22 protein-coding genes are annotated in these 17,765 nt (G+C 71.1%); 4 read left to right on the top strand and 18 right to left on the bottom strand.

All coding sequences use genetic code 11. The features are described from left to right. Positions 1–172: 172 nt before the first annotated feature. The 18 genes from ACIRQ7_RS36420 to ACIRQ7_RS36335 form a co-directional block, all read right to left on the bottom strand. Positions 173–418 (bottom strand): type II toxin-antitoxin system RelE/ParE family toxin, encoded by a 246-nt coding sequence (locus ACIRQ7_RS36420; RefSeq protein ID WP_404266802.1) that lies wholly within the window; start codon positions 416–418, stop codon positions 173–175. Next, positions 415–699: a hypothetical protein gene (locus ACIRQ7_RS36415; RefSeq protein ID WP_404266801.1), complete on the bottom strand. Its 285-nt coding sequence runs from the start codon at positions 697–699 to the stop codon at positions 415–417. Before ACIRQ7_RS36415 ends, ACIRQ7_RS36420 begins: the two co-directional genes overlap by 4 nt. Positions 700–768: 69 nt before the next feature. Next, on the bottom strand, positions 769–1,320 hold the full coding sequence (locus tag ACIRQ7_RS36410; protein WP_404266800.1) for a hypothetical protein: 552 nt from the start codon (positions 1,318–1,320) through the stop codon (positions 769–771). Between the two features lie 117 nt (positions 1,321–1,437). After that, complete coding sequence (locus tag ACIRQ7_RS36405; protein WP_404266799.1) at positions 1,438–1,869, bottom strand: hypothetical protein; 432 nt, start codon at positions 1,867–1,869, stop codon at positions 1,438–1,440. Between the two features lie 75 nt (positions 1,870–1,944). Beyond that, complete coding sequence (locus ACIRQ7_RS36400) at positions 1,945–2,397, bottom strand: Pycsar system effector family protein (protein ID WP_404266798.1); 453 nt, start codon at positions 2,395–2,397, stop codon at positions 1,945–1,947. Further along, positions 2,394–2,732: a hypothetical protein gene (locus tag ACIRQ7_RS36395; protein ID WP_404266797.1), complete on the bottom strand. Its 339-nt coding sequence runs from the start codon at positions 2,730–2,732 to the stop codon at positions 2,394–2,396. The genes ACIRQ7_RS36400 and ACIRQ7_RS36395 overlap by 4 nt, the downstream gene beginning before the upstream one ends. 128 nt (positions 2,733–2,860) lie before the next feature. Continuing rightward, positions 2,861–3,055, bottom strand: coding sequence for a hypothetical protein (locus ACIRQ7_RS36390; protein ID WP_404266796.1), 195 nt, complete (start codon positions 3,053–3,055; stop codon positions 2,861–2,863). A 96-nt stretch (positions 3,056–3,151) separates the two neighbouring features. Beyond that, complete coding sequence (locus ACIRQ7_RS36385) at positions 3,152–3,724, bottom strand: hypothetical protein (protein ID WP_404266795.1); 573 nt, start codon at positions 3,722–3,724, stop codon at positions 3,152–3,154. An 80-nt stretch (positions 3,725–3,804) separates the two neighbouring features. Further along, positions 3,805–6,114 carry a hypothetical protein gene (locus ACIRQ7_RS36380; protein ID WP_404266794.1) on the bottom strand — a complete coding sequence of 770 codons (2,310 nt, stop codon included), beginning with the start codon at positions 6,112–6,114 and terminating at the stop codon, positions 3,805–3,807. A 138-nt stretch (positions 6,115–6,252) separates the two neighbouring features. Beyond that, positions 6,253–6,669, bottom strand: coding sequence for a conjugal transfer protein TraB (locus ACIRQ7_RS36375; RefSeq protein WP_404266793.1), 417 nt, complete (start codon positions 6,667–6,669; stop codon positions 6,253–6,255). A 1-nt stretch (position 6,670) separates the two neighbouring features. After that, positions 6,671–8,896 (bottom strand): hypothetical protein, encoded by a 2,226-nt coding sequence (locus tag ACIRQ7_RS36370; RefSeq protein ID WP_404266792.1) that lies wholly within the window; start codon positions 8,894–8,896, stop codon positions 6,671–6,673. 129 nt (positions 8,897–9,025) lie between these two features. Continuing rightward, positions 9,026–9,241, bottom strand: coding sequence for a hypothetical protein (locus ACIRQ7_RS36365; RefSeq protein WP_404266791.1), 216 nt, complete (start codon positions 9,239–9,241; stop codon positions 9,026–9,028). A gap of 4 nt (positions 9,242–9,245) precedes the next feature. After that, positions 9,246–9,791: a hypothetical protein gene (locus ACIRQ7_RS36360; protein ID WP_404266790.1), complete on the bottom strand. Its 546-nt coding sequence runs from the start codon at positions 9,789–9,791 to the stop codon at positions 9,246–9,248. 85 nt (positions 9,792–9,876) lie between these two features. Next, positions 9,877–11,838, bottom strand: coding sequence for a hypothetical protein (locus ACIRQ7_RS36355; protein WP_404266789.1), 1,962 nt, complete (start codon positions 11,836–11,838; stop codon positions 9,877–9,879). 57 nt (positions 11,839–11,895) lie between these two features. Continuing rightward, positions 11,896–12,306 carry a hypothetical protein gene (locus ACIRQ7_RS36350; RefSeq protein WP_404266788.1) on the bottom strand — a complete coding sequence of 137 codons (411 nt, stop codon included), beginning with the start codon at positions 12,304–12,306 and terminating at the stop codon, positions 11,896–11,898. Continuing rightward, positions 12,303–12,725, bottom strand: a complete 423-nt coding sequence (locus tag ACIRQ7_RS36345) for a hypothetical protein (RefSeq protein ID WP_404266787.1) — start codon at positions 12,723–12,725, stop codon at positions 12,303–12,305. The genes ACIRQ7_RS36350 and ACIRQ7_RS36345 overlap by 4 nt, the downstream gene beginning before the upstream one ends. A gap of 6 nt (positions 12,726–12,731) precedes the next feature. Then, entirely contained in the window at positions 12,732–12,920 is a 189-nt protein-coding gene (locus tag ACIRQ7_RS36340) for a hypothetical protein (RefSeq protein ID WP_404266786.1), read from the bottom strand. Positions 12,921–13,017: 97 nt separating this feature from the next. Further along, on the bottom strand, positions 13,018–13,422 hold the full coding sequence (locus tag ACIRQ7_RS36335) for a hypothetical protein (RefSeq protein WP_404266785.1): 405 nt from the start codon (positions 13,420–13,422) through the stop codon (positions 13,018–13,020). 525 nt (positions 13,423–13,947) lie between these two features. On the opposite strand from ACIRQ7_RS36335, the gene ACIRQ7_RS36330 reads away from it, so the two are divergent. From ACIRQ7_RS36330 to ACIRQ7_RS36315, 4 genes are all read left to right on the top strand, one after another. After that, complete coding sequence (locus ACIRQ7_RS36330) at positions 13,948–14,739, top strand: GntR family transcriptional regulator (protein WP_404266784.1); 792 nt, start codon at positions 13,948–13,950, stop codon at positions 14,737–14,739. Beyond that, positions 14,736–15,542, top strand: coding sequence for a GNAT family N-acetyltransferase (locus ACIRQ7_RS36325; RefSeq protein WP_404266783.1), 807 nt, complete (start codon positions 14,736–14,738; stop codon positions 15,540–15,542). Before ACIRQ7_RS36330 ends, ACIRQ7_RS36325 begins: the two co-directional genes overlap by 4 nt. 801 nt (positions 15,543–16,343) lie before the next feature. Next, positions 16,344–16,481: a hypothetical protein gene (locus ACIRQ7_RS36320; RefSeq protein WP_404266782.1), complete on the top strand. Its 138-nt coding sequence runs from the start codon at positions 16,344–16,346 to the stop codon at positions 16,479–16,481. After that, positions 16,478–17,728 (top strand): hypothetical protein, encoded by a 1,251-nt coding sequence (locus ACIRQ7_RS36315; RefSeq protein WP_404266781.1) that lies wholly within the window; start codon positions 16,478–16,480, stop codon positions 17,726–17,728. Before ACIRQ7_RS36320 ends, ACIRQ7_RS36315 begins: the two co-directional genes overlap by 4 nt. The last annotated feature ends 37 nt before the right edge of the window (positions 17,729–17,765 follow it).

Raw genomic sequence — 17,765 nt, 5'->3', positions numbered from 1 at the left:
GCGCCCCGGCTCTGCTGCCGGGGCGTCCAGGACTGCCCGCACGCCGAAGCCGCGTCCGCGAGTCGCGGACATCTACCGAGCGGGCGGTTGCGGACAGTGATCACATCCGGACGAGTGGAGGCCAGAACGCAAAAAAAGCGGGCCCCGTTGATGGGGCCCGCTTTGGAAAGGGTCAGTGCACGATACGGACGGCGGTGACGACCAGCAGCTCGGCGCTGACGTAGTAGACGACGAAGGCGCCGCCGACCGTCACCTCCCGATAGTCGCGGTCACCCTTGAGCTGGACGGAGCCGTGGCCGTACGGATCGCGCCCCAAGGTCTTGGTCATCGCTCGCTCGAAGCCGCCGCGGGCATCCTGCGGCATGGCCTTGAGGGACGCCTCGGCCTGGGGGGCGTACTGGATGCGGTAGCTGCTCACGCCACCCCACGGTGTTCGTCGCCCGCGGGGACGCAGCCGGTGAAGTCGCCGGCCTTCAGGCGGGAAACCAAGGCGTCGTCCTCGGCTTCGGCCGAGGACGGCAGTGCCCAGCGGGCGAGCACCCGGTGCAGATCCTGGGCGGGGGTCTGCCGGATCTCGGCGTCGTACGCCTCCAGGTCCGCCTCGGGCAGGACAGCGCGGATGCCGTCTATCGTCGCGGGGATCTCGACCAGCTGGCCATCGATGGCCGTCGTCCAGGTCGCGGCCGCAATGTCGCTCATGTGAACCTCCTCGGCTATGAGCCACGGTACAGACCCCCTCCCCGAGCGGGAGGGGATCAGGCCGGTTGGTCAACGACGGAACGGGTTACCGAGTTCGCCATGGACGACGGCCCGTACGAGGGCGGCGACCTCGGCGGCCCCGTCGGTGGTGGCGGGGGCGGCGATCGACAGGACCGTGGCACCGTCGGCGTTCATGCTGATGTCCCACCCGCCGTTGCTGTAGATGCCGACCATGAGGTTGGCGTCTCCGCGGAAACCGCCGCGCGGGGTGTCCGGGCCGCGCTCGACGATCGCCACGTTCTTGCGCGTCCCGGGTAGGACGCTCAGGCCGATCTCGTCGGAGGTCAGAGCCGCGACCAGGTCCTGGCACAGCGCGGTGGTCTGCTCGCTGGTGCGCTCGGTCTCCGGGCGCTCGTACCGGCGGGTGACGACATCGAGCGCGCCGCCTGCCAGGTCGGCCGCCCAGCCCCACTCGCTCGGGGCGACGCCGTGGCGTTCACCGGCGGCCCACAGGTCGGTGAGCAGCGCGGCGGCGTGCTCCAGGACGCTCGGCACGTACAGGGCATGACGGGACTTGGCCGCCTTCTCGACGGCGGCGTACGCCTCGGTGGTGTCGGTCATGGTTTCCTCTCGTGGTGAGCCCGGGGCCGATTACGGCGGCCCCGGGCTCTCATGCTGTCGCCCTGGCTGGCAGGGCGGGCGGGATTGCGTAGACAGGCCAGATTGGGGGTGTTGGGCCTAACAGGCCCCGGAGCCCTCGGGGCCGTACAGCCGGGCGAGGCGACTGGCGCCTCGGAGGGCCGTCAGGATCTCGGGCAGGCGGCGGGAGCTGTGCTCGCCCCACACCTCGCAATCCACGTACGGGGCGCCGGTGAGCGCCCGCAGCAGGGCCTCCGTCACGGTGCGGGCGATGTACCGGGTGTCGGCGTCGCCGGCGCCATCCCGCGCCGTCCAGTTGAGCGCGTCGACGATGCTGTGGCCGCTGAGCGGCGCGTAGAACTGCGGGTCCCATCCCTCGCGCTCCATCAGGTCGGCCGCGGCCTCGAGGTGGCGGGCCACTGCCTCGCCGGTGACCCGGTGTCCGCTCATCCCCCACCACATGCGCGGGGCAGCCAGCTCCTCGGCTACGCGCTCCACCAGGGCCACGGTCTCAGCGGTCGTGATCGTCATGCTGAACTCCTTCGTTCGGATGTCGTGCCGGAAAGGTCGGGGTGGACCCAACGGGCCCACCCCGGGCTGCTGCTGTCAGAACAGGGCGGCGAGCAGCGCCGCCGCGAGGGCGATGAGCGAGGCCCCGGTGATGTCGCCGGCAAGGCGCAGCCCCCTGTACTTGCGCTTGGCGATCCGGGACAGGTGGATGACGTGCCCGGCCCGGTCGACCGGGTTCCGCAGGTCCTCGACCAGTGCCTCCGGGCTGGTGCACAGCGACCAGTAGAGGAACGAACCTCGCGCTGCCCCGGAGAGGCGGGGGCGAACGACGACCAGGACCACGAGCATCGCGGCGACCAGGCCGACGGTGCCGACACCGACCAGGACAGCGGAGGGGCCGGGTAGGGCGTGGCCGGGCACGGCCGCGACCAGCGCGGCCAGCGGCAAGCTGAAGCTTGTGAGCAGGACACCGCTTTTGGCATCGGTTCGGCTGATCTCCGCCAAGACCGTGCTGGTGGCCGCGTCCAGCCGCGCGTCGATGTCGGTCACGCGGTGGCTCCCTGCACGACGTCGAACAGACTGATCTGGCCCTCTTCGAGCTCCCTACGTCGCCGGTCGGCGACACGCTCCCGCTCAGACTCCAGAGCGCGTTTCCAGCACGGCCCGCACCAGGGGCGCAGCTCGGACACTGGTGCGGCCGCGTTCTGCCCGTCGGTCGCGTGGGGCGGGTAGGGGGCGGCGGTGAGCCGGATGGGCTTGCCGGTGATCCCGGCCATGCACTTCCGTCCGGTGTGTTCCTTTCCGCAGGCGCCAGTGCAGCCGCAGTACGCGCCGTGGGCCTTCAAGACGGCGGCTAAGACAGTCAGTGGCTTCTTGGCGGTCACTGCTGGTCCCCCTTGAGTGCGGCGCGCAGCTGGGCGGCCTGTGCGGTGTCGTCGTTGACGAGCAGGCCCAGGGCCTGGGTAATGCGGTGCTTGGCGCGGATGATGCGGAGCATGACGGGGCCCTTCGGTCAGGTGGTGATCTGGTTGAGGAGTCCGGCGAGCGATGCAAGGCCGTGGTGGATGGGGGAGGCCAGGCCGGTGGAGGCGAGGAAGAAGCCGAAGCCGGCGGCGGCGAGCGCACCGCCGATGCGCAGCGACTGGGCGCGGATGAGCAGGATGACGACGATGCCGAGGAGCACGACGGCACTGATGGACAGGACCACGGGGGTCTCCGTTCGTGATGGGCCCTAGGGCGCCCTGTTGGACCTGTTGGGTCCAACAGGTCTGATGGGTGTTGGTCTGGGGTCTTGCCAGGTTGGTCAGCGGTTGATGGTGAGCTTGTCGATGCGTACGCCGATGCCCCCACGGGAGCCGAACCGGCCGCCCTGGCCGCCGTTTCCGGTGATGACGACCGGGGTGGCGGGCTCGGGTGCGGTGGCCGCGGCCGCCGTGCCGGTGGCCCGGGTCAGCGCCCCGGCGATCCGCAGGGCGAACCATCCGGCGATGCCGGTGCCGAGCACCGCGGCGGTGCCGAACGCGAGGCTTGCGAGATCTGCGAGGTACGGGCCGGCCATGGCGAGGGCTGCTCCTGTGGAGAGGGTCAGCGCGCAGACGCCGCCGACGACGATGATCGCGCCGCGCTCCAGCGCCGCCAGCGGACGGCGGGGCGCCGCCGCTTCGGGTGCGGCGGGAACGATGACGGGCGGAGCCGGAGGGACGCGCGCCACGACCCACCGGCCGTCCTCCAGCTGCACCAGAGCGCGGCGCGAGTCGGCGGCCTCGGCGGCCAAGGCGACGTCGTGCGGGAGCTGCTGCAGCGTGTGGTGCTGGTAGAGGGCCGGAGCCTGCGCCAGGGGCACGGCAGGGGCGGTGAAGGGCTGGGGCTCGTGCATGGTGTGGTCGCTCCTCGAAACGGCGGGGGGGCAATGAGCGGGGCGCAGCCGGTGTGTTGGCTGCGCCCCGCGGGGCGGTGTCAGTCGCGTGAGGCGAGGGCCCAGGTGCCGTGGCCGACTCGGACGATTCGGCCGGTCTCGGCGAGCTTGCTGAGCGTGTTGTCGACGGAGCCGGAGCTCGGTCCGCCCTCGGTGCCGACGCCCACGGCCGCCCGGACGTCCCGGACGCGGTGGGGGTCGCCGTCGGCGAGGGCGTCCAGGACCAGGTCCCGGAGCGTCTTCGGCGGTGCGGGAAAGGAGCCGGAGCCGCTGAGCTGGGGCATGCCCTTCTTGCCCTTCTTGGCCTTGCCGCCTTCCTCCTCGTCGTCCTGGCTCGGCGTCAGAAGGGCCTCGGCGGCGAGGAGCGCATCGGCGTAGACGGTCTTGAAGATCTCGTCCTCTTCCGGGCTGAAGCCGGGGATCTCGGGTGCGGACTCGAACAGGCTGATCAGGTGCGGGTAGGTCTTGTTCCGCTTCAGGGCCTTGAAGACGCGCATCAAGGTGGCGCGGCCGCCCTGGAGGCCCCAGGCCATGCCTGCGGTGATCGGGCCGGGAGGGGTCTCCTTGCCGTCCCAGGCGGCCTCCAGCTCCTCCGAGATGCTGCCGAAGAACCGGCGGATCGGGGTGATGTCGGTGCCGTCGTCGACCATGTCCGTGGCCATGGACTGGGTCATCGAGCTGTTGACCCGGCCCATCCAGACGGTGCCCTGCTTGGCGTTGGCGCGGATCTTCTCGGCGTCGCCGAGGTCGGCGACGTGGATGGACTGTCCAGCGAAGCGGAGGCCACACCCGAACTTGCGGCCGGTCTGCTGGATGCGGGCGATCATCGCCACGATCCACTTGCTGAACTCCGGCGGGCAGATGGCGTGCTCGCCGATGGCCAGGTTGATCTCGTCCAGCGTGACGTTCACCAGCCGCCACGGGTCGTTGAGGACGAAGGAGCCCCAACCGTTGGCGGCGGAGACCTTCTCCCGGTAGTCCGCGACGGCGCAGGCCCCGCCGAGGGTGGCGGCCATGGCCGCCAGGCCGGCGCCGAAGTGCCGCACCCGGCCGTTGGCCTCCGGCAGGGACATGCCGGACTGGGCGTCGGCGACGAGGCTGATCACGCCGCTGAGCCGTTCGGCGATCAGCACGGTGAGCAGGAAGACGCTCTTGCCGGAGCCCATGGCGCCGACCGCGAGGTCGGTGAGCGCACCCATCTCCGGGTCATACAGCGGCATCTTGAACGGGCGCCCGTCGTGCCGCAGGCCGATCGAGATCCGGCCGTCCGCGCCCATCGTCAGGTCCTCGGCGGTGGCCTGGCGGATGTTGAGCAGCGGGTGCTCGCGGTAGAAGGTGACGACCGCGTGGGCCAGGCCGTCGGTCTCGATCATCAGCAGCTCGGGGTCGTCGATCTGCAACGCCCGGGCCAGCTTCAGTCGGGGCACGCTGATCAGCTGGCCGTCGGCGGCCGCGACCCGCATGCGCAAGGTGCCCGCCGCCTTGTCGAGGCGGTAGTCGACCAGCTCCATGCCGGGGGCAGCGCCGCCGGGCGCGGAGACCTTCTGCTCCCACAGCCGCTTCAGCCCGTGTTCGGTGGCTTTGGCGTGCATCTCGGAGGGGGCGATGCGCATGTGGAGACGGCCGGGGCCGTGGCCGTCGACGCCGCTGATGTTCACGCACGCCTCGGGGACGTCGAAGACGGCGGCGACCGCCCGCTCCGTGACCGAGCCGGGCACGGCCTGCCCGGCCGGTGCGAGGACCAGGGCCTCGAAGTCGGGCCGGTCGGGGTGGCCCTGCCGGATGTTCTCCAGCCAGGTCTCGCCGGTGGCCGGGGAGGCTGCCCACATCGCCTTGATGTGACCGTCGAAGGTGGTGGGCGGCGGGGCCTCGACGGGCACGAGCGCCTGGTCCTCGCTCTGCTCGGGCTGTCGGGCCACCTCGTGCTCGATGGCGCGGCGCAGGCCGCGCGAGCGGGTCCACGGTGTCGCCAGCATCATCCCGAGCGTCCAGGCGCCGGCGGCCAGCATCGGCCAGCCGTTGGGGTAGTGGAGGACCGGCGAGAGCAGGCCCGCGGTGTAGGAGCCGGACCAGCCGAGCACCGGCAGCGACCGGTAGGCCGACAGCAGCAGGTCGGTCCCGTCGTCGGCGTCGCTCTGCTTCCATACGCGCCTGGCAGTCAGCGCGCCAGTGAGCACGACCGCGCCGTGCGCCCACCACGGCACGTCGCTGACGGGTCCTGCGGCGGCCCAGGTGCCGGCCGCGCCGTACAGGACGCGTTCGGCAATTGCCCGGCGTCGTGCTTCTTTCGGGGTGAGCCCCCTGTCGGGGGCGACGTCGGCCGTGGGGGCCTTCTCGATTTCAGTCGTCACGGTGTTTCTCCCGCCAGGGGCGAATAGGAATGGGGGAGGGGCCCGGCGGAATTCGCCGGGCCCCTCAAATTCCCTGTTAGACCCGTTGGTCCCAACAGGTCTAATAGGGGTTGTACTGGTGGTTCTTCAGGCGGTGGTTCAGCGCTTGCGGTAGAAGCCCGCTTTCGCCTGCCGCACGTTGGATGCCTGCACGGCTTCGTACACGGCCCGGTATTCGCTCTCGTGGGCGTCGCCGAAAGCGCGTGCGTTGGCTTCCATGTGGTCGGCGGCCGACGCCATTCCGGAGGCCGCCTCGGCGACTTCGCGCAGTGACCCGGCCGCTTCGTTGATCAGGCCGGTGAACCGGGTCTCGACTTCCGCCTCGGTGCACATGTCGGCGATGCCGTCGATGTTCTTGGAGTCCTTCTCCATGCGGCGCTTGAGCATGTACAGGCCCTCTTTGAGGGACAGGGCCTGAGCGGTGAGGGCTGTCACCTGCGCCACGATGGTGAGGAAGGACAGCCGCCTGCCCCTCGCGAGCGGCTGGGGTGCGTAGGGCACCAGGTCGGATCCCATGTCAGTCCTCGTTGTGGATGCGGGCGGAGGGCATTTTCAGGCCGGCGTCGAATGCGGCCTGCTGCACGGGCCGGTAGGCGTCGTGCATCTCGTCGTGGGCGGCCTCGACCTTCTCGGAGGCGTTGAGCGACTTCAGGCGCGTCACCTTGGCCTTCTTGTTGAGCAGGTCCATCGACTCCGCCAGCCGGTACATCGCCCGGGAGGTACGGCGGCCGATGACGTTGTTGCGCTGGGCGAGTTCGTAGGCGATCGCGTACAGCGAGTCGCGGAGCTTGATGGCCTTGTCGGACAGCAGCGCGCATTCGTCGTACGTGGTCAGGCACTCGTCCTTGGCGTCCGCCAGGGCGTCCAGGACGTCGTCGAGGGTCACCTCCGTCATGTGTTCGGCGGACGCGGCGGTCGCCAGGTGGGGGATGGATACCTCTGCGCTCACGGGCGCTCCCTTCGTGGTGGGGCTGCCCGCGGCAGCCCCGGAGGCAGCCGGGGCTGCCGCGGCTGCGGGGGCAGCCGGTGCTGTGGCGGGCAGGGCCCGCGCTCCGGTGGTCACCGCGGCGGGCTCCCACCGGCGGGCTTGAGAGCCGGGGACGTGCAGCGACTCGGCCCACACCGTGGCTCGGTTGGGGTCGGTGTCCCGCATGGAGTCGTACGCGCTCCTGCGCTCGCCGCGCGGCGGCGGCCAGAACGTCCCGTCGTCACCGAGGCCACCGGGGCTGCCAGCGCTGCCGTAGTACGTGCGCCCGGCCGAGCCGGAGCCGGAGCCGGTGGACTTCTTGCCCTTCGACTTCTTGAAGCGGGGCTTCTTCTTCGCCCCCGGCTTCCCGCTGGCCGTCGGCTTCGTGCCGGCCGTCGGCTTCGTGCCCGGCCCCGGCCCGGTGCTTGTCCCGGCCCCCGCCGGGGCCGACTTGGACTTCTTCTTGCGCTTCTTGCGCCGCACCTTGCTCACGACCGGCGGGTCGAGGTTCTTGCGCCTCTTCTTCAGGCGGCGCCTGGCTGTCTCGCCCACGGCCTCCCCGAGCTTGGTGCGGTCGGCGTCGGCAGCAGCAGCTTCCTCCTTCCTCTGGCGCCGGGCCTTGTCCCGGGCCTTGCGCTCCTTCTGCTTGGCCTCGAACCGGTCCTGGTGCGCCTGCTCCTTACGGGCCTGCTTCGCGTCGGCCCGCGCATTGCGGATCCGGTCCTTCGTCTCCTGCCGGGCGTCGCCCGCGCGGGTTTTGTGGTCTCGGGCTGCGTCCCGGTCCTTGGCCCGGGACCCGGCCCGGCCGGCCTGCCGGTCCGCACGCCGCTGGTCCTTCGCGCCCTGCCGGGCTGCGGCCCGCTCCTGGCGGCCGCGTGCGCGCTCCAGCGCGGGGCTGGAGGAGCTGGAGCTGGGCGACTTGCCGCCGGAGGGGGACTTGATCCCCGTGCCGGAGCCGGTCTTGGCCGCGCCGCCGGAGCCGGTCTTGCCGCTCTTGCCTGCGCCGCCGGAACCGTTCTTTCCGCCCTTGTCTGTGCCGACCGAGCCGGTGCCGGTCGATGTCTTGCCGCCCCGGCCGGTCTTCCCGCCCGGGCCGGTGCCGGTCGGTCCAGAACCGGTCCGTCCGGCGCCGGCACCGGACTTGCCGCCCGGCGCTCCCGAGCCCTTGCCGCCGCCGCCCATCAGGGAGCCGCCGCGGCCGCCGCTGCCGAGGGACTTGCGCCCGTACTCCTGGCTGGAGGGCACGCCCTTCTTCTGCGCGGCCTTGTCGCCGATGCCCTGCATGGCCAGGGCGTGCTTGGCGGCGGTCTCCTCGCCCGCCAGGCGGTGCTTGAGGCGGGCCTCCCGCAGCGGGGCCAGTTCCTCGGCTCGTTCCATACGGCGCTGCCGCCAGTCCTGTACGACTGTCGCCGTGCCGCGCAGGGCGGCGAGCGCGACGGCCAGGAACGTCGACAGCCCCAGCGCGGCCAGGCCCGGGGCCTCCGGGTCCTCGTCGTCCAGGCCCTCGGACCGTACGGCCGCGGTGGTGGCCGGCGGCCGGGACGGGAGGGGCGGCAGGCTCGGCGGCTCGGCGCTCAGCGCCAGCAGCGAGTCGGCAGCCGACCGGCGGGAGCGGCTGCCCGGCGGCGGTGCTTCGCCGCCGTCCGGCTCATCGGCCGAGGGCGGCGGGTCGTCGGGCGGTGCGGCCGGGCGCGTGCCGCCCGGAATCGGGGGCAGCCCCGGCGGCGCCGCCCCCCTTGGCCGGAAGGGAAAGACGTTCCGGTCGTCGTCTGCCACGGGTCCTCCAGTGTTGACAGACGGTCACCGGATGGGGCACTCTCGCGCGCCCGCGCGCCCGCGGGCCCGCGCGCCCACCTTGAGAGGCCCCATCCAGCCCGCCCGTCGCGGTGATGATGGTGATGATGACTACGCGGAGTAGCGCAGGAGGAAGTTCTCCAGCGTCCGCGAAAGGTCCTCCCACGCCTCCGGATTGCCGTTGCGGGACTCGGCCTTGCACACCTGCTTGACCTGGTCCCACCACGCCTCCGCGATCCCCTGGGGACCGCGCTCCTGCTGGCGCTGCTGCCGCTCGGCCCAATGCCGTTGGCGGTTGGCCTCCCGCGCCTCCTCGATCGCCGACACGGACTCAGGCTCCCTTCTCGAAGAGGTCGTTCACGCCGCGGATCTTCGATGGCGCCGCCGCACCCGCCTGACCTGCGGATTCGTCGCCGGTGGCCTCCTCCGCCGGGGCGGGCGTCAACGCGTCGCGGGTCTTGTTGAAGCTCTTGGCGACGAAAGCGCCGGCGCCCTGGCGGCGGTTGGCCTTGTCGGCGGCCTTCTGGGCCCGCTGTTCGGGCAGCGCCGCCACCACCCGGACGTGGTCGGCGTAGGACAGGCGCAGCGACTGGAGGGCCCGCGAGGCGTCCCTGGACGACTTGACCAGCGCTTTCAGGTGCTTGTCGACCTTCCGGGTGCGCCTCCAGGCGGAGATCTTCCCGTCGCCCTTGATGTGCTGGGACCGCAGCGCGGTCTGGAAGGCGGCGCGGGTCGCTTCGTAGGTGGCGTGGTCGTTGTTGTGCTCGCGCTCGCGGTCCACCGTCCAGGTCGTCAGGTGCTGCAGATTCAGCAGCGGCCTGAACTCGGCCGGGACGCGGTTGATGACCTCGGGGGTGACGTGCTCGATCTCGGACACGGGATCGTTCTCCTCTCGGGAAAGGGCCCGCCGTCTTTCGGGGGCAGAGGCGGGCCCAGCCCGCGGCGTGCTTCGCCGCGCCGCATCAGGTGCGGACGGCGCGGATCTGGTTGCGGAACCACTCGGTGTCCGCGATGCCGAAGGCGGTGAACTCCTCGGCGAGGGCGGTGGGCGAGGGGGTCTCGCCCGCCCGCAGAATCTCGGCGGCGCGGGCCCGCACCGCGGTCCGCTGCTCGGCGGTGGGGCCGCCCTTACCGCCACCGGTAGAGCGCGGCTTACCGCCCCGCTTACCGCTACCGGTAGAGCGCGGCTTACCGGTCGGGTTACCGCTACCGGTACCGCTCGGCCTACCGGTCGCGTTACCGCTACCGGTAGGCGCCGGGTTACCGCCCCGGTTACCGCTACCGGTAGGCGCCGGGTTACCGGTGTCCACCGCGTCTTCGTCGTCGCTCGGGTCACCGGTCTCCGGCTCCTGCGCGACGTCCTCGTCGTCCTCGTCCTCCATGAGGTTGTGGACCCGCCAGACGACGGTGACGATGACCAGGACGACACCGGTGGTCAGTGCCCGTGCCCCGTGCCCGGGGTTGGCGAGGTGGGCAGCGATGTTCGCGGCCGCCATGATTCCCAGCGCCCACGGCACGTCCGTCCGGCGACGGAACGCGGTGACGGCGTAGATGTCTACCGCGGCGGGCAGCAGCGGGGCGGCGACGTCGGAGATGCCGACGGTCTGGGCGAGCATGTACTCGCCCTGGGCGGTGAGCCCGACAGCCGCGGCCAACCCCAGCCAGGGCACGTTGCGCCAGAACCACTTGGACCCCGACTTCTTGCGACGAGCCCGCTTCGCTTTCCGCTCCTCGGCCGCGCGCAGCTTCTTGCACGCCTTCTCTGCCCGGCGCCGCTCCTGCGTCGCCTGGGCCATGGCCTCCACGGCGTCCTTGAGCATCTGCTGCCGCTCATCCTCGACTCCGTCGAGGATCGCCTTGGCTGCCACGCCCGCATCGGCCTCGGCCTTCCGCCGCATCTCCGCCAGCTCAGCGCTCAGTTCCTCGCGCTGCTCCTGGCGGCGGTGCTCGTGCCGCGCCTCGATCTCAGCCCGGCACTCCTCGGCCTCCGAGCGGCAGCGGTCCAACTCCTCCTGGACCTCGGCCCGCCGGCCAGCGAGTTCTTCATCCAGTTCGAGCTGGCCCCGGCGGCGGGTCAACTCCAGCTCGGAGTCGAGTGCACTCCGCGCGGCCGCCGCCTCATTCGCCTGCTCCTGGGCCTCCTTCAGAATCCGCGCCGCGTCCGCCAAGGCGGAGCGGTAGGCGGCCTCAGCGGAGGACCGGCGCAGGTCCACCAGCTCACCGGCCCGCCGCTCGGCGTCGGCCAGCAGCGCATCCGCCGCCTCCTGCGCCTTGGTGCGCACGGTCTGGGCCCGCTCCTCGGCGGCCGCCGTGATCTCCTCGGCCTCCCGGGCCGAGTCGGCCCGAGCCGAGTCGAGGATCGTCTGCACCAGGCTCCTGGCCTCGGCCAGGAGCCGGTCCGCCTCCTGGCGAGCCGCCTCCAGACGGCGCCCGGCCTCGTCAGCGGCCTCGATCAGGACCTGACGGCCCTCCACCTGGGCCTGGCCGATGACCGCCGCCGCCGTATGGGCAGCGTCGGTGCGCATCTGCTGGGCCATCAGGCCGCCGTCGAGGCGGATGCGCTCCGCCTCGACGGCGGCCTGCTGGAGGCGGTCCGCAGCCGCCTCGGCCACCTCGGCCGCGACACCCCGGGCCTCCTGCCGGGCCCACCCGACCAGGTCCGCGGCGTCCTGCTGCGCGTCCTCCAGCAGCCGGGCGATCTCCTGCTGTGCGGTGTAGCGGGCCAGGTCCACGGCGTCCGCCACCCGGTCGCGCTCGAAAGCCTCCTCGACGTTCGCCTCCGGCCGGGGGGCCTGGACCGCCGGGACCGGGGCCGGGGCCGCGGTCGCCGGGGAACGGCGCGGAGCGGGCGGCTGCTTGGCCGGCGCCTTGCGGGCCGGGGTGTTCTTCTTCTTGTTGTTGCGGGTGGCTGTCGGGGCGGCCACGCCGTCTCCTCTCATGCGGGTGGCCGCCCGTAGGCGGCCACCTGAGTCGTGCTGTTGTCAGTCGCGGGCGAGGTGGCCGGCCACCCGGCACACCACGTCCGTCACCCGGTCCGTGACGTGTCCGACGCGGACCACCCAGGGCTCGTCACCGGCGTGCACGCACCGTTCCTCCGCGGCCTGGACCTGGTCGTCGAGCCGGTCGATGTACGACTCCAGCCGGTCCCAGTACTGGCCGCGGACCGCCTGGGTCAGCTCGGCCAGCGTGTAGAGCGGCAGCGCGTACGCGATGAGCACCAGGGCCTGCGCGCGCAGCCGCAGCCGCGTCAGCGGCCCGGTCTGGTGGGCCCAGATGAGCAGGTTCTGGAAGCGCGCGTGGTCCTCGGCGCTCCAGGTCTCGGTGGCGCCATGGGCCTCGCGGAACCGCCGGATGGCCCGCTTGGGCGTGTTGAACAGGGCAAGGGCGTTCATGCGTTGGCCACCTCTCCGCCCCTGACCAGGGCGTCGATCGTGATGCGGATCTGTTCGGCTGCCTCGGGCGGCAGTTGGGCGGGGTTGATCTCGTTCAGCAGCTCGATGGCGAGCGACCGGCGCAGGATGAGGACCTGCGCCTGGTCGGCGAGAGCGTCGATCCGCTGTCGGGCCTGCCGCAGGGCGAACAGGGCGGCGGCGGCGCGTACGACCACGGCGAGGGTGTCCTCGTCCGCGTGGCGGGCCTTCCGCCGGAGCACCTTCAGCTCCCGTTCCTGCATCAGCTGTTTCGCCGCGAGCGCGTCGCGCTCGGTGGCGATGTCGGTCGCCTCCTGGGCGTCGACCTCGGCCGCGGCGGCCGCCGCGCGCAGGTCGTCGAGCTCGTCGCGGCGCACCAGGCGCCACTTCCTGAGCTTCATGCGTTGCTACCTCTCCGCCCTTGCGGGCGCGGGATGTACGTGGACCACGCGGTGGCCGGCCTGCCACGCCGCGGCCGCCAGGACGGCGGCCGCGGCGAGCACGACCTGCGTGCGTGGATGGGTCAGGCCGTAGTGGGCGATGGCCCAGGCCGCGCGCTGCTGCGCGGCACGAGCGCGGCGTATGCCGTCGTCCATCAGCCGTTCTTGCCGGAGTTGGAGCCGGACGAGCGCCCGTTCTGCTCGCCGACCTTGCGGGACAGTTCCTCGCGCTCGGCGGGGTTGCTCAGGTCGCTCATGCCGCCCGCCCCGCCTTCGAGCCGCGGACGGCGTCGGTGGCGGCGACCAGCTGCTCCAGCTCGGCGGTGGTGAGGTCCGCGCGGTCCACGGTGACGGCGACGTCGACGTGGCCGCGGCACATGGTGCCGATGGCCCGGACGCCGGTCGGGGTGTAGGTGACCGTGCTGCGCTCCAGCTGCTCGACCAGGGCGGGCAGCAGCTCGACGGCCTCACGGCTGGCGGTGACCTCGACGGCGATGCGGCCCTGTCGGGACACGCTCACCTCGACCTCGATACCGAGGCCGGCGAGGGTCTGCACCTCGCCGTAGACGCTCCATGCCTCAGCGACGACGTCCTCGACGCCGGCCGCCATGGCCTGGGGGCGCAACGGGGCGGCGGTGGTAGCTGCGATGATGTTCATGCGGATCAGCTCCTGTTGACGGATGGTCCGTGCAGACCCCCGGCACATATGGCGTCTCCAGCGCCGTGCCGGGGGTCGCGTCGTCTGTGCGACGCGGTGAGCGGATAGGGACTCGCACCCGTGGCCCCACCCCTGGGGCCCTCTGAGATCCGCTCTCGGGTGCCGTGCGGCCAGCCCCCCGCTCAAGAGCCCACCAGCCGAAAAGCGCTGATGAGGGGGTCTCTCGTCGTAATGACGGCAGGGGCGCCGCGCCCGAAATTTGCTTCGCTGTGGAGTTCTCAAGGAACGACGGGTTCCGCGTCCGGCCTGCCGCAAAGGTGCGGTGGTCCCGATCTGCGCTCTGCAGCCGCGCGGCTCCATCGGCAAATGACTAGGTGCAGCACACGTTTCGCTCGGTGTGCATTGCCTAGACAATGACTTGCCGAGAGAGATGCTGCACCCACGGACGGTCACCCGTCAAGCGCACTCGCTATACGTTTCGCATTGACTGGACAATGGAGTGACTGCGGGGTACACATTGGGGTCATGAAGCCGTTGCCCGTCTACCAGCAGATTGCGGATGATCTCCGCAAAAAGATCCTCGGCGGACCACTGCGCCCCGGTGACCAGCTCCCGACCGAGGCCCAACTCATGGAGCAGTACCAGGTGAAAGCCCGGGCCACAGTCCGGGAAGGTCTGAAGGTTCTCGTTAACGAAGGGCTCATCGCCCCCCAGCGCCCCAGGGGCTATTTCGTGGTCGAGCGCAAGAGGCTCGTCTACCGGCCGCAGGCGGAATTCCGACGTAAGCCACCGGAAATGGACATCTTCACCAACCTGGTGGCTCAGGAGGACGGGCGGACTCCGAGCCAGGACATCGAGGTGTCGATCGTCGAAGCGCCCGTAGCGATTCGCGAGCGGCTCGGGCTGGCTCAGGACGCGTCGGTGGCGGTGCGGCGGAGGGTTCGCCGGCTGGATGGCGTGCCGTACAACATCAACGATTCCTATACCTCCCTTGACCTCGTCCAGGGGACGGACTGGATGCACCCTGGCGACGTCGCTCGCGGAACCAATGCCGTGTTGGCCGAGCTCCTGGGGGCCGAGCTGGAGGAGGCCCTGGACGAGATTTACATCCGCATGCCTCTCCCGAGTGAGGCCCAGCGGCTAGAGCTCGGCCCAGGCGTACCTGTTGGGGAGCACATCGCGACCGTCTTCAGTGGCGACAGGCCGGTCCAGGTCACGGTTAACGTCGTTCCCGGCGATCGCCATGTGATCGTTTACGAGCGGACCAGGCCCGCCGATGCCGAGAAGCGGCCCCGCATCCCTTGGGGTGCGCAGTGATCATCAGTCGCGCTGAGGAAGCCGACCTGCCTCGCCTGCTCAAGTTCCGCACCGACGCGGCGAGCTGGCTGGCCCCACTGGGCATAGACCAGTGGTCGAACTCCTTCCCTGCCGAAAACATCCTCGCCAGTATCCGAGCAGGCGAGGTCTACATGATCAGGGCGTCGGCGAACGCCGACGCTTGCGCGACGGTAACCCTGGATCAAGACGCCGACGCGCGGCTCTGGACTCCGGAGGAACGCGCCGAACCGTCCCGGTACGTGCACAAGCTGACCGTGGATCGGCAGTTCGCCGGCACCGGACTCGGCACTCGAATCCTCAACTGGGCAGGCGACCAGGCAGCCCAGGAGGGCGTTGCCTGGCTACGCCTGGACGCCTGGACGACGAATCCGAAGCTGCACGCCTACTACACACGGCATGGCTTTCAGCACGTCCGGACCGTCACCGATGCCGGCGTCGTTTCCGGCTGGGTGGCGCAGCGTCCGGCGCGTCTGGACTCTAGCCACAATCTGCACCAGGTCCCTGACGAGGAACACGTCCTTGGCTTGCCTCTGCCGCGTCAGCTGCCGGCCGACCTCCTCGAGGAGCTCCGGCGCCTGGACCAGGAGGCCCGCGGGGTGTTCTCGGAGGCTTGCCGACGTGAAAGGCCCGTGCCCCGGGAGCGCTGCGAGCGGTATGGCTCCCATCTCGTCAACAAGGCGGCAGCCCTCGGCCGGTGGGCGGACCTCCAGCCCTGGAACGTAGTTGTGCAGGAAGCCGCTCGCGCAGCCCGCAGGCAGGCTGTCCCCCAGGACGACGGGTGATGTACTCCGCCCTCGGGAAGCGGCACGGCGACACTCCGGGACCGATGCACTGACCGACACCCAGCCGCAGATGGGTGGATGATGTCCCGCGAAACGCGAACAGGCCCCCGTGGGGGCCTGCCGGTCGCGACGTCGGTGTGTGAGAGCCCGACCCGCGATCTAAGCACCTGACAAGGAGGTGCCTGCGATGGTCAGCAGGCTACGCGTACCCACTGACAGTGGGCCAGCGGGACACGGCGCCACGCCGTTGACATCCCGCGTTTCCCTCTTGACGGGACGAACTTCCAGGATCGCTCCCGGCGAACGGGAACCCGGAGTATCGGCGGCGGAAACCCGGTACAACATGACGACGCCGCACGGCACGATCAGCGGATGTGCCGTCGCCTTCTACCAGCTCATCGCCGGTTTTCCCAACCGGCGGAAGGGCCCCACCATGATCCTCATGCACGCACGCGCCCCGTAACGCCGAGGGCCGCCCCTGTTGGCGCAGGAGCGGCCCCCGGTTCGAGCTTCGACTCACGCCAGGCCCTGAGAAAGCCACTGCCCTGAGTCGTACGTCGGCGGTAACGCCGGGCTCCCGACCCCTTCAGGGGCCCGGTCACCAGTTGACAGAGTAACCGGGCTAGCTGCGTTTCCGCAGCACCGCCCGGGCACCTGACTAGTTAGCTGGTGATCACCACCGACGTGCGGCTCTCTACCCCGATTGGGAGAGATCGCCCCCCCATGCACTGCCCCCTCCGGCTCGCCTCCGCGGAGCCCGCGACGGTAACGTCCGCGGCCGCGTACGAAGGCGCCGTGACGATGAACACGACGCTGAATCGCACCCCCGACAGGGGTGTCCGCTTTCGCGCATACAACGGCCCGGTGACGACGAAGACCGTGCCGACGCACCGCATCAACGCCCAGCCCACCACCGCCGCCGAGGCGGTGGGCCGATGAGCGACCAGCCGACCGACCCGAACGCGCTCGACGAGACCCTTGAGGTCACCCTCGGCCGACGCGCCCCGTTCAGCCAGCTCGGCGACTGGGTGCTGTTCTCCGGCGTCGACTCCGACGCCCGGACCCTGTACTGGGGCCTGTCCGCGCACATCAATACCAGCGAGCGCAGCGACACCGAGGTATGGCCGGGCCTGGCCACGCTGGCGCGGATCCTCCAGCTGAAGAAGCCGGAGCACGTCTCGAAGTACATGCTCCAGCTGGAGGTCATCGGCGCGATCGAGGTCGTGCGCACCATGATCGGCCTGGTCCGCCGCAACCGGTACATCGTCCACCAGACGCCGCCGGCCTCCCACACCGGCGCGCGGTCGACGAGCGAGTGGTACGCGCTGAACCGCGGCCCCAAGGGTGAGACGCCCGAGGCCCGCAAGGAGCGCGAGGCCCAGTTCGACAAGTGGCTGACGGCGGTCCGTGACGGCCTCAAGGCCCACTGCGACGGGGTCGCCAAGGCTCGCGCGGCCGCGAAGAAGGCGAAGGCCGCGATGCCGCCCGTCGACCTGTTCGTGGCGCCGCTCCTCGCCGACTTCCGTACCCCCATGGATGGGGGTACGGCGCGACCTGCGGCGATCCGCAAACCCGCAGGTCAGCCCGTACCCCCAAAAAAGGGGGTGCGTACCCCCACGGAAGGGGGTTCGGTACCCCCACAGATGGGGGTTGAACGAGACCAACATCAACTAGACCAATCTCTCTCTCCCTCCTCGCCCGCCACAGCCGCACCGGCTGCGGCGGCTGAGCCGAAGGACGAGAGAGAGAGCAGCGCTGCGCGGAAGACGACCACGGCGTCGTCTGCTGCCGCATCGGCTGCGGTTCCGGATCAGCGCCAGGAGAGCGACGAGCTGGAGCCGAAGGTCGGCAAGGCCGTCGAGGCGTACGTCCTGGCGCTCAACGGCGTGTACCCCATGCAGTCGGTCGTCCAGCGGCTGCGTGGCGAGGCCCGCGAGCTGCTGGCGCTGGACTGGCCGGTTGAGCACGTCGCCAAGCTCGCCGGGCAGCTGCCCGCGCTGGGCTACTCCAGCCTGACCCGGCACGCCGAGCACAACCCGCCGCCGGCCCCGAAGGCCGTGGCCGGGGGAGCGGTGCCCTGGTGCGGCAACTGCGACTCGGCGAACTACCGCTGGATCACGCCCCGTGAGGGCAGCCCGCGCAAGTGCCCTGAGTGCAACCCGTCCGTCGTCCTCGCGACGGCCTGACCTGCCCCGAACGAGGACGGGTCGCCCCGGGCTGGGG

Origin of the sequence: Streptomyces sp. NPDC101393, assembly GCF_044767385.1 — a bacterium.
GTDB lineage: Bacteria > Actinomycetota > Actinomycetes > Streptomycetales > Streptomycetaceae > Streptomyces.
This window is presented reverse-complemented; position numbering and strand designations above follow the sequence as displayed.